An 11544-nucleotide genomic window follows, 5' to 3' on the forward strand; every position below is an offset into this window, starting at 1 on the left:
TGCGCTGACGCAGCATCATCGCGGTTGTGGGGCTAGGGTCTGGCACCGTGCGTCGGGCCGAGCCCCGTACGACGCCGTCCCGGGTCGCCGGGCCGGCAGCAACCGAACGACAAGGAGCACACCACTCGTGAGCGTCAACCGCACCGAGCTCGTCCAGGCCGTCGCGGCGAAGGCCGGGCTGTCCAACGCCGACACCGACAAGGCCCTCAAGGCCTTCCAGGAGGTGCTCGTCGAGCAGCTCGCCGCCGGCAACGACGTGTCTCTGCCGGGCTTCATCGCCTTCGCGCGCGCCGAGCGTGCCGCTCGCACGGGTGTGAACCCGCAGACGGGCGAGAAGATCGAGATCCCCGCGGGCCACCGCGTGAAGATCACCGCGGGCAGCACGCTCAAGCGCGCCGTCCAGGGCTGACCTGACGTGCGTGACGCGCCCGGGCGACCGCCCGGGCGCGTCACGTATCCTGCTGGGAGCAGTTCTCGACAGCGGTCCGGCCCGGGCGGGCCGGTGACCGCACCGGAGGTGACCATGGCCGTCGTGCAGCGACGCACCCGCCAGCGCGCGGAGATCGTCGACCTCCTCGACGAGCTCGAGGAGTTCCGGTCCGCGCAGCAGCTGCACGAGATCCTGCGGGACCGCGGATCCAGCGTGGGCCTGGCCACGGTGTACCGGGCCATGCAGAACCTCGCCGGGTCGGGGGACGTCGACGTCCTGCGGACCGCCGACGGTGAGGCCGTGTACCGCCGGTGCGCGGTGTCCCGCCACCACCACCACCTGGTGTGCCGCTCCTGCGGTGCCGCGGTGGAGATCGACGGACCGAACGCCGAGGCGTGGGCCGCGCAGGTCGCGGCCGCCCACGGGTACGGCGACGTCGAGCACACCATCGAGCTGGTCGGCACCTGCGCGACCTGCCGGGCCGCGCAGGCCTGAGACCCGCACCCGGGGCCCGGCGGGGGAGTCAGCCCCGCGAGCGACGCACGATGACGTGCGGCACCGCCACCCACGCGAGGACCACCAGCAGCGCGAGCCCCGCGGCGACCGTCCACCCGGCCGGGCGCGAGACCACCACGTCGAACAGCAGCATCGCCGCACCGATCAGCACCAGCGCGAGCGCCCCCAGACCCGCCCGGGCGAACGCGTGCGCGGCGTCGACGAGCTCGGCCTTCAACCCCCGGCGGAACAGCAGCCGGTGCAGGCTCACCGGCGTCACGATCAGCACCGTCGCGACCGACGCCAGCACCACCAGCACGAGGTACAGGCGCACCTGGTGGGTGTCGAGGTCGGAGAACCGCTGCTGGAACGGCAGCGTCAGCAGGAACCCGGTGAGGATCTGCGTGCCCGTCTGCGTCACCCGCAGCTCCTGCAGCAGCTCCTCCCAGTTGCGGTCCATGCGCTCGGCGGACGACTCGTCGCGACCGTGCGACGGGTCGTGGTGCTGCGGCTGCTCGCCCATGCGGGGCCGTCTCCTCCCGGGGCGCGCACGCCCGTGCCGTGCCCGCCCGGCGGCGGGGCTGCACGGATCATGCCGCCTGCCCCCACGGTCCGCACCTGCACCGACGCCCTGCCCGAACCCCCGCCCGCCCATCGCCCGGCGGCCCTGCGACGCCACCGGGACGACCGGCCCCCTGCCCGATACTGGGACCCGTGACCGTGCCCCCGCCCACCTCCGCCCGCCACTTCGCGTCCGACAACTACGCCGGCGCGCACCCCGACGTCCTCGCCGCCGTCGCGGCCGCCAACGTCGGGCACGCCCCCGCGTACGGCGACGACCCCTGGACCGCGCACCTGCAGGACGTCACCGCCGCACACTTCGGCCCGACCGCGAGCGCGTTCCCCGTCCTCAACGGCACCGGCGCGAACGTCGTGGCGCTGCAGGCCGCGTCACCGCGGTGGGGCGCCGTGGTCTGCACCGAGCAGGCCCACGTCCACAACGACGAGAACGCCGCCCCCGAGCGCGTCGGCGGGCTCAAGCTCCTCGCCGTCCCCACCACCGACGGGCGCCTGACCCCCGCGGACCTCGACCGCTTCGCCTGGACCATCGGCGACGTGCACCGCGCCCAGCCGTGCGTGGTGTCCCTGACCCAGTCCACCGAGCTCGGCACCGTGTACACCCCCGAGCAGGTCCGGGCCGTCGCGGACCGTGCGCACGCGCTCGGCATGGCCGTCCACGTCGACGGGGCCCGCCTGTCGAACGCCGCCGCGCGGCTCGACGCCACGCTCGCCGAGCTGACCACCGACGTCGGCGTCGACGTCGTGTCCCTCGGCGGGACCAAGAACGGGATGCTCCTCGGCGAGGCCGTCGTCGTCCTCGACCCCGACCGGGTGCCGGGCGTGGACCTGCTGCGCAAGCAGAGCATGCAGCTGGCGTCCAAGGCCCGGTTCGTGTCCGCGCAGCTGATCGCGCTGTACGAGGGCGACCTGTGGCTGCGGTGCGCGCGGCACGCGAACGCCATGGCGGACCGTCTGCGCGCCGGCGTCGACGCCGCCGGGCTCGTCACCACCCTGCCCACGCAGTCCAACGCCGTGTTCGTGCAGATGCCCGCACCGGTGGCCGCCGACCTGCGCGCCACGTGGCGGTTCTACGACTGGGACCGGGCGACGAGCACGGTGCGGCTGATGTGCGCGTTCGACACCACGCCCGACGACGTCGACGCGTTCTGCACCGCCCTGACCTCGTCGGTGCGCACCCACGGCGCGGTGGTGCCCGCCGCCGGCTGAGACCACGGCCCCGGGGCGCCGGCACCGACCGGTGACCGCGCCCCGAACGCCCGTGGGGCCCGCCCGGTCGTCCCGGACGGGCCCCACGGGGCCGTGCTGCACGTGCCGGGGGTCACCCGGCAGCAGGCGTCAGCCCACCGTGCAGGTCGCACCGTTCAGCGTGAACGCCGTCGGAGCGGTCGTGGTGCCGGTGTGCGAGCCGTTGAAGCCCACGTCCACCGACGCCCCCGGCGCCAGCGACCCGTTCCACGCGGCGTTCGTCGCCGTCACGGCCGCACCGGACTGCGCCCACGTCGCGCTCCAGCCCTGCGTGACCGCCTGCCCGCTCGCCAGCGTGAACCGCAAGGTCCAGCCGCTGAGCGCGCTCGTCCCGGTGTTCGTGATCTTCACGTTCGCCGAGAAGCCGGAGTTCCAGCTGCTCTGCGAGTACGCCACCCGGCACGCACCCTGCGACGTGGGCGTCGGCGTGGGCGTCACGGTCGGCGTCGGCGTCGGGGTCGGGGTCGGGGTGACCGTCGGCGTCGGCGTCGGCGTGGGCGTCGGCGTCGGCGTGGGCGTCGGCGTCGGCGTGGGCGTCACGGTCGGCGTCGGCGTCGGGGTGACCGTCGGCGTCGGCGTGGGCGTCGGGTTCGTGCCGTTGACCGGGATCACCGGGTACGCGTTGCGCACCAGCGTCGTGAACTGCGTGTCGAACCACTGCCCGGCCAGCGGCGCGTCAGGCGTCGCACCCGTCAGCTGGTTCGCCAGCTTCGGCGACACGAACGTCGGGTCGCACATCCGGTCGAAGCTCTTGCCCTGGTCGTTCGGGATCTCCTTCGAGGCCCCGTCCGACTCGCCCGGAGGCTTGATCCACACGTAGGCGTCCAGGTGCGCGTCAGCCGGCACGCCGGCGGGCGTCGCACGCGGCAGCTCGCCGATGCCCGCACCCAGCGGGTTGCACCACGCGCCGCGGTGCACACGACGGTCGATCCGCGACTCGTTCACGTACGTGTTCAGGTTCGTGCTCGTCGCCGCGGCCGTCGGCCGTGCCGGTCCGCCCCACCCGTTGCGGGACGTGTCGATGAGCATGCCCGTGCTCGCCGGGAAGCCCTCCGCGACCAGCAGACGGTGCAGGTGCGCCGTCCACGCCAGCTCGCCGAAGTCCGAGTTCCACTCGTAGAACGACGACGACCGCACCGGAGCACCGCCGACCTGCTTGTTCGGGTCCGTCAGGAACGGCTCCGCCAGCGGCGTCGTGTTCGCCGTGTTGGTGACGAACCCGTCGATCGACGCGAACCCCAGCCGCGTGCTGCGCGCGACCTCGGCGAACAGCTTCGCCGCCGGACCGGCGTTGGAGTCCCAGCCCAGCCAGCCCGAGTGCGCCGCGTCGACGTACGTGTACACGTTCGACATCGTCTTCAGCTCGTCCAGCGCGTACTTCACACCGGCCCGGTAGAACGGGGCCGACTGCTGGCACGCCTGCTCACCGATGTTCGTCACCAGGTTCGGCAGCGAGTCCGGCTCGATCGTCGCCGCGATCCGCAGATCCGCGTACTTCGGCTCCGACAGGATGTCCACGATCGGGTCGATGTACTCCGTCTGGTACCGCGTCAGACCCGCCGCCGTCGCCGGCAGCTCACCGTTGGACGCCAGCGCGTAGCAGTCACGACCCGGCAGGTTGTAGATCACCAGGTTGAACACCAGCGGCGTGCCCGCCTGCTTCTGCTCCAGCGCCTCGTCCAGGTGGAACCGCAGACCGTTGCCGTCGGCGTTGCCCGTGATCGCGCTGATCCGGTCCATCCACACCGCGGTCGGCTGGTTCGCGACCGTGCGCATCCGCCCGGCCAGCGTCGCGTCACCCGCACGCGACGCCGCGTCCTGGACCGTCGCCGACCACGTCGGGTTCACGTACTGCGTCGCCCCCGCGTAGGGGTTGTCGACATGGGGCTCGGCGGCGCTCGCGGACGTGCTCGCCAGCGCCAGGGGGACCGCGACCACCGCTGCGGCGGTCGCGACGGTCGCAGCGGCGCGCCAGCGCTGCCCGCCCGTTCTCGTACGGTTCGTGGACACCATCGTCCTCCGGTTCGTCTCGGTGCATCCCGGCCCTCGGCGGCACGGGTGCGTGGCGCCGAGGTCGGGACCCCGGCGTCCGACGCGAATCCATCACGCACGCCCCGCACCGCGAACGTCCTCGAAACGTTTAGGGAACGGCCCGTTACCGGATCGTGACCAACGCCCGCGCCGGCTCAGCGCGAGCGCGGACCCGTGCTGCCGCGGACCGCCAGCCCGCCGGGCTCGACCCTCCACGTCCGCTGCCCCGACCCGTCCAGCAGCGCGAGCACCGCCTCGCCGACCGCCGTCCCCGCCTCCTCGGCCACCGCCGGGAGAGCGGTGATCGACGGTGTCGCCAGCCGGCACAACGCCGAGTCGGCCATCGCCACGACCGACAGGTCCCACGGCACCGCCAGGCCCGTCCGACGCGCGACGTCGAGCGCCGCGACGGCCATCTGGTCCGAGTCCAGCATCACCGCCGTCGGGGGCCGCGGGTCCGTCAGCAGGCGCCGGCACGCGGCCGCGGCCTCCTCCGGCGTCCCGGCCGTGGCCCGGTGCGTGAACGTGCCGCCGGCCGCCGCGACGGTCCGTCCGAGGCCGGCGACCCGGGCGCGCGTGCGGTCGAGGCCTGCAGGGGCCGTGACGGCGGCGACGTGCCGGTGCCCCAGCTCGACGAGGTACCGGCCCACCCGAGCGGCGGCGTCCTCGTCGTCGACGCCGACCGCCGCGACCTCCCCGCCCGGGCTGGTCCCGCCAAGCACCACGGACGGCACGCGCAGACGGCGCAGCGCGTCGACCCGGGGGTCCTGCGTGCGCACGTCCGTGACGACCATGACGTCGAAGCGCCGTTCGGCCCACCACTGCGCGTACAGCGCGACGGCGGCGTCGACGTCGTCGACGACCTGCAGCACCAGGGCCAGGGAGCGTGTCGCGAGGACGTGCTGCAGCGCGTCGACGAGCTCGAGGACCTGACCCGCCCGCCCGGCCGTCCCGGACGGGCCCCGGTCGACGACCAGACCCACGGCGCGCGGCCCGGTCCGCATCGAGCGGGCCGCGGCGCTGGGCCGCCACCCGAACTCGTCGGCGACCCGCAGCACCCGTTCCCGGGTGGCCGCCGAGACCCCCGGGCGGCCGTTGAGGGCGTAGGACACGACGGCGATCGACACCCCCGCCGCACGTGCCACGTCGGTGATGGTCGGCCGGCGCGCCGCGACCGCCGGGTGCGACCCCGTGACCACGGGCACGGGGGACGTCACCGGGGGGACCGGCGGAGAGGAGGCGCCTTTGCCGCTGTCATGTGCAGGAGTGACCACGATCGCCTAGTCTTGCGCCCGATGTGGGTGACGCGCATCATCTCGACTCCGACGACGTGGCCGAGGGGAGAGTCATGGGGACTGTCCGACGGGGTGCACCACCGGCCGTGCGCCGCACCATCGGTGTGCTCTCGCCCGTGGTGGGCGGGTTCTACTTCGGCGCGCTGATCGGGGGCGTCGCCCGTGCGGCACGCGCCGCCGGGCACCGTGTCGTCGCCGTGCAGACCTACCCCGCGGGCCTGGACCGCGAGCGCTACCCCGACGGGTCGGTGCTCGACACGCCCGTCGCGCTGGGCGCGGTCGACGGCCTCGTCGTCGTCGCCCGGGCCCTGTCGGGCGAACGCCTCGCCGCGGTCCGCGAGTGGGGGATCCCCGTCGTCCTGGTGTCCGAGGACCCCGCGCACCCCGACGACCCCGTCGTCGTGCCCGACAACGACGGCGGCGTCCGCGCCGCGATCGACCACCTCCTCGAGCACGGGCACCGGGCGATCGGCTTCGTCGGGCACCTCGGGCAGCGCGACATGCGCGAGCGGTACGAGGCGTACCGGGCCGCGATGGCCGCGCACGGCATCGACGCGCCCGACGCCTGGTGGTACGAGGCGTCGGACAACCAGGAGCAGGGCGGCGCCGACGCCGCGGCGCGCATGCTCGCCGCCGGCGTCCCCACGACCGCCGTCGTGGCCGCGACCGACCGCAACGCGATCGGCCTGATCCGGGCGCTGCGGTCGCACGGCCTGGTCCTCCCGCGCGACCAGGCCGTCGTCGGGTTCGACCATGCCGACTCCGGTGCCCGCGTCACACCGCGGCTCTCCACGGTCGACGCGCACTACGGACGGGTCGGGGAGCTCGCCGTCGAGCTGCTGCTGGCGCGCCTGCACGGCGACGACGTGGCCCCCGGCGAGCACCGCGTGCCCGCCGGCCTGGTGCTGCGCGAGTCCTGCGGGTGCACCGAGGTCGCCCGCCACGCCGGCGCCGACCCCGACGACCAGGGCTGGACGGCGCGCGTGCGGCGCCTCGCCGACGCCGCGTTCGCCGGGCCCGTCGGCACCGGCGGCACCCGCCGGCCGACCGGCCAGGACCCGCGTGAGGCCTGGTGGCGCGCCCTGTGCGAACCGCTCGAGGCCGCCGCCGAGCGGGGCACCGCCGCACCCGGGGCGGTCCTCGGGCGCCTCGCGGACCTCACCGCCGCCCTGCAGCCGCACCCCGAGGCCCTCGAGCAGGTCGTGGCGACCCTGCGGGCCGTCGAGCAGGACCTCACCGCAGCGCAGCCCGCGCCGCCCGCCCGGCACGCCGAGGCCGTGCACCGCACGGTGACCGACGTCCTGCTGGCCGTGACGAAGGGCGCCACCCGGGCCATGCTCGCGCGCAGCGGCCAGCTCGAACGGACCATCGTCGACCAGTACGAGGTCGACATGGACCTGCTGCGCGGCGACGCCAGCCCGCGCGCCCTCGGCTGGCTGCCCCGCGGCATCCGCGGCCACGCGTGCCTGGGCCTGTGGGTCGGCACGGACCGGGGGCCCGGCGACCGCGAGATCGAGGTCGTCGGCGTCCACGACACGTCCGGGACCCTCGCCCGGCTCGTGGGCGTGCGGACCACCGCCAGCCAGTTCCCGCCCGCCGCCCTCACGCGTGCGGGCGCCGTCGGCACCAACGAGCTCACGTTCGTCGTCCCCGTCACCTTCGGCGGCGGGGACTGGGGCCTGCTCGCGATCGACGGGACCGTCGAGACGCGCGCCACGCAGCCACGGGACCGCTTCAACCACTGGGCGGCGCTCCTGGCCGTGGCGCTCGACCAGGAGCGGCTGCTGGCGTCGCTGCGCGAGCAGCGCAAGGCGCTCGAGCAGGCCGCGGCCCGCGAACGGTCCCTCGCCGACACGCTGCGCGAGAGCGAGGAGCGGTACGCGCTGGCGTCGATGGCCGCGCACGACGGCACCTGGGACTGGGACGTGTCCGCCGGCACCGTCTACTACTCGCCGCGGTGGAAGCAGACCCTCGGCTACGCCGACGACGTGATCGGGGACCGCCCCGCCGAGTGGCTCGAGCGCGTCCACCCGGCCGACCGCGACGAGGTGTCCGCGGCGATCGCCGCCCAGCTCGCCGGGTGCGGCACGCCGCTGGAGCTCGAGCACCGTGTCCGCACGTGGACCGGCGACTACCGGTGGATGATGTGCCGCGCCGTCACCGTGCTCGACGACGCCGGCTGCCCGGCCCGCCTCGTCGGCACGCTCGTCGACGTGACCGAGCGCAAGGAGGCGGAGATCGCGCTGCAGCGCGACGCCCTGCACGACCCCGAGACGGGCCTCGTCAACCGCCTGCTGTTCCTCGACCGCCTCGGGGCCGCGCTGCTGCGCACCCGCCGCTCGCCCGCGTACGACTGCGCCGTGGCGGTGGTGCGGGTGCTGCCCGCACCCGCGGGCCGGCTGCCCGCGCCCCGCGACCCCGACGTCGGGCACCGCGCCGACGCCCAGCACCTGGACGTCCACCGTGAGGTCGTGCGGCAGCTGCGCCGCCCCCTGCGCGAGGGCGACACCACGGCCCGCATCGGTGAGGACGACTTCGCCGTCCTCGTCGACGACGTCACGACCGGCCTGCCCGAACGCGTCGCCGACCTGCTCTCCGGGCTGCGGCGGGAGTTCGGGTCGCGGGTCGCGGTCGGGACCCTGCCGAGCGTGCGGCACCTGCAGACCCCCGCCGACGTCCTGCGGGAGGCCGACATCGTGCTGCTGCGCGGCCAGAGCGCGGCCGACCGGGCCCGGGCCGCCCTGCACCGCTGAGACCACCGTCCGACGGCCGTCGTCGGACCACGCACGACGGCCGGCCCGACGACGAGCGTCGGACCGGCCGTGACGTGGGTGCCCCTGGGCGCCCCCGGGGGTCAGCGGTGCGGGCGGCTGCCGACCTCCGGGCGACCCGCCCGGGGCTCGCGCTCGCCACGCGGGCCCGTGTCCTCACGGATCCGCAGCGGACGACCCGCGACCCGGGTCTGCGCGAGCTTCTCGAACGCCTCCGGCGTCAGCCCGGACGGGATGTCGACGAGCGCGAAGCTGCCGAAGATGTCGATCTTGCCGACGTCCTTGCCGTTCAGGCCGCCCTCACCGGTCAGCGCACCGACCAGGGCGCCCGGCTGGAGGCCGTCACGGTGACCGACGGCGACGCGGTACCGCGCCCGCCCGCTCGGACCGTTCGAGGTCGGACGCCGACGCGGACCACCGGCACGCACCTCCGACGCGCGGTGCGTCGACTCGTGCCGGGCGCGCACCAGCGCGTCGTCGAGGTCGTCGCCGGCCGGCTTGTCGCCGCCGACGGCGATCGCGAGGACCGCCGCGAGCAGGTCGGTCACGTCCAGCTCGGGGTTCGCCGCCAGGTGGGCAGCGACGGCGTCACGCTGCACGCGCAGGTCGGCGCCCAGACGCTCCGGGGTGCGCGCCAGCAGACGCTCGACCTGGTGCGACGCGACCTGGGCGGGCGTCGGCAGGGTCGCCTCGACGAGGCTGGTGCGGATCGTGCGCTCGATGTTCCGCAGCCGGCCCCGCTCGCTCGGCGTGACGAACGTCAGCGCCTCGCCCGTGCGACCGGCACGACCGGTGCGCCCGATGCGGTGGACGTACGCCTCCGCCTCGCGCGGCAGGTCCATGTTGACCACGAGCCCGATGCGCTCGACGTCGAGGCCGCGGGCCGCGACGTCCGTGGCCACGAGCACGTCGAGCGAGCCGCCGCGCAGCCGCTCGACGATGCGCTCACGGTCGGACTGGGCGACGTCGCCGGAGATGTGCGCCGCGGCCACGCCGTGCCGGACCAGCGCGTGCCCGACCTCCTCGGCCGCCTCGCGGGTCCGCACGAACACGATCGTCGCGGGGGCGTCGGTGATCGCCAGGACGCGCTGCAGCGCCGCCGTCTTGTGCTGGTGGGGGACCACCGCGTACGACTGCTTGACCGCGGTGACGGTCGAGGACTGCCGGGTGACGGACACCTCGACGGGGTTCGACAGGTGTCGGGCGGCGACGCGACGGATCTGGTCCGGCATGGTGGCCGAGAACAGCGCGACCTGCCGACGCTCGGGCGAGGACTGCAGGACGCGCTCGACGTCCTCCGCGAAGCCCATCCGCAGCATCTCGTCGGCCTCGTCGAGGACGAGGACCTTCAGGCCGTCCAGGCGCAGGGACCCGCGGTCGAGGTGGTCGATCACGCGGCCGGGGGTGCCGACGACGACCTGCGCGCCGCGCTTGAGCGCCCGCTGCTGCGGCACGTAGGGGGAGCCGCCGTACACGGGGACGACCTGCAGGCCCTCGACGTGCGACGCGAAGGACTCCAGCGCGTCGGCGACCTGCATGGCGAGCTCGCGCGTCGGGGTCAGCACGAGGGCCTGGACGCCGGCGGCGCCGGCGTCCACGGCCTGCAGCAGGGGCAGCCCGAACGCGGCGGTCTTGCCGGTGCCGGTCTGCGCGACGCCGACGACGTCGCGACCGCCGAGCAGCGCGGGGATGGTGCGGGCCTGCACCGGGGTGGGGGTCGTGAAGCCGAGGCCGAGGACGGCGTCGAGCAGGTCGGGGTCCAGGCCCAGGTCCGCGAAGGTCGGACCCTCGACGGCCGGGACGGCCGGGGCGTCGGTGGGCAGGGCAGGGTGCAGCGTGTCGCTCATGGAAGCCGTTCGGTGAGATGCGGGGGAGGCGGGCCCAACGATGTGGTCCCGTGCGTCGCCCTGCCCCTGACCAACCCGGCTCACCTGTGACGGTGCGCTCGACCACTGCTGCGGTGGCTGCTGTGTGCAGCCCGCGAAGGGGGCGCGACGAACTCCTACGGTCGCCGGACAGCATAGCCGCAGGCCGGGCACCGGCGGCGGTGCGGACCCGGGTGACGTCCGGCACACGCGCGGCGCCCCGGTGCCCGCGCCCTCCCGCGGCGCCGCGGCCCGGGCACCGCGCCGGTCAGCGGAGGCCGCGCCGCGGCCCCTCGATCGCCGGGCACCGGTCCTCGACCACGACCACGCCCGCAGCCCGGGCACGGGCGACCGCGGCGTCGGCGCGCACGCCCAGCTGCAGCCACACCGCGCGCGCACCGGCCGCGACCGCCTCGTCGACCACGGCCCCGGCGCGTGCGCTGTTGACGAACACGTCGACGACGTCCGGCCTGACCTGCAGGTCCGCGAGCCTGCGCACGCCGGCGACCCCGGCCACGACCGGCGCGTCCGGGTGCACCGGCACCACCACGTGCCCCAGCCGCCGCAGGTACGCCGCGACGCCGTGCGCCGCCCGCGCGGGGTTGGTCGAGAGCCCCACGACGGCCCACGTGCCGGGCGTGCCGAGCAGCGCGCCGACGGCGTCGACGTCCTCCTCGGGCGCGTCCACGGGTGCGCCCGAGGCGGGCGCGTCACCTCCCGGGGCGATCGGCCCCGGTGCAGCGGAACGGGTCATGCAGGGAGCCTGCCACCCGCCGCGCCGTCGCGCCTGGGCCGGCGGACCCGGGACGGACGCATAGGATCCGGGCAGG

Annotated in this window: 9 protein-coding genes; 4 read left to right on the forward strand and 5 right to left on the reverse strand. The window is 75.4% G+C overall.

The annotated features are described in order from the left end of the window. Window positions 1-127: 127 nt before the first annotated feature. Together FBY24_RS16060 and FBY24_RS16065 are read left to right on the forward strand one after the other, a co-directional pair. Window positions 128-409, forward strand: coding sequence for an HU family DNA-binding protein (locus FBY24_RS16060; RefSeq protein WP_140458921.1), 282 nt, complete (start codon window positions 128-130; stop codon window positions 407-409). Between the two features lie 114 nt (window positions 410-523). Further along, window positions 524-925, forward strand: a complete 402-nt coding sequence (locus tag FBY24_RS16065; protein WP_140459212.1) for a Fur family transcriptional regulator — start codon at window positions 524-526, stop codon at window positions 923-925. 28 nt (window positions 926-953) lie between these two features. Here FBY24_RS16065 and FBY24_RS16070 read toward each other — a convergent pair whose 3' ends face one another. Beyond that, window positions 954-1448, reverse strand: a complete 495-nt coding sequence (locus FBY24_RS16070; protein WP_142162113.1) for a DUF6328 family protein — start codon at window positions 1446-1448, stop codon at window positions 954-956. 191 nt (window positions 1449-1639) lie between these two features. Between FBY24_RS16070 and FBY24_RS16075 the strand changes: the two genes are divergently transcribed. After that, window positions 1640-2713: a low specificity L-threonine aldolase gene (locus FBY24_RS16075; RefSeq protein ID WP_255432445.1), complete on the forward strand. Its 1074-nt coding sequence runs from the start codon at window positions 1640-1642 to the stop codon at window positions 2711-2713. A 129-nt stretch (window positions 2714-2842) separates the two neighbouring features. On the opposite strand, the gene FBY24_RS16080 is transcribed toward FBY24_RS16075, so the two are convergent. Together FBY24_RS16080 and FBY24_RS16085 are read right to left on the reverse strand one after the other, a co-directional pair. After that, window positions 2843-4762: a glycoside hydrolase family 6 protein gene (locus tag FBY24_RS16080; protein WP_255432446.1), complete on the reverse strand. Its 1920-nt coding sequence runs from the start codon at window positions 4760-4762 to the stop codon at window positions 2843-2845. Between the two features lie 176 nt (window positions 4763-4938). Beyond that, window positions 4939-6000 (reverse strand): LacI family DNA-binding transcriptional regulator, encoded by a 1062-nt coding sequence (locus tag FBY24_RS16085; protein WP_255432447.1) that lies wholly within the window; start codon window positions 5998-6000, stop codon window positions 4939-4941. 164 nt (window positions 6001-6164) lie between these two features. Between FBY24_RS16085 and FBY24_RS16090 the strand changes: the two genes are divergently transcribed. Beyond that, complete coding sequence (locus tag FBY24_RS16090; RefSeq protein ID WP_255432448.1) at window positions 6165-8831, forward strand: substrate-binding domain-containing protein; 2667 nt, start codon at window positions 6165-6167, stop codon at window positions 8829-8831. 101 nt (window positions 8832-8932) lie between these two features. On the opposite strand, the gene FBY24_RS16095 is transcribed toward FBY24_RS16090, so the two are convergent. Both FBY24_RS16095 and FBY24_RS16100 read right to left on the reverse strand, forming a co-directional pair. Continuing rightward, window positions 8933-10696 (reverse strand): DEAD/DEAH box helicase, encoded by a 1764-nt coding sequence (locus tag FBY24_RS16095; RefSeq protein ID WP_142162121.1) that lies wholly within the window; start codon window positions 10694-10696, stop codon window positions 8933-8935. A gap of 286 nt (window positions 10697-10982) precedes the next feature. Next, on the reverse strand, window positions 10983-11468 hold the full coding sequence (locus FBY24_RS16100; protein WP_142162123.1) for a CoA-binding protein: 486 nt from the start codon (window positions 11466-11468) through the stop codon (window positions 10983-10985). Window positions 11469-11544: the final 76 nt, after the last annotated feature.

Source organism: Cellulomonas sp. SLBN-39 (assembly GCF_006715865.1).
In the GTDB taxonomy this organism is placed as follows: Bacteria; Actinomycetota; Actinomycetes; order Actinomycetales; family Cellulomonadaceae; genus Cellulomonas.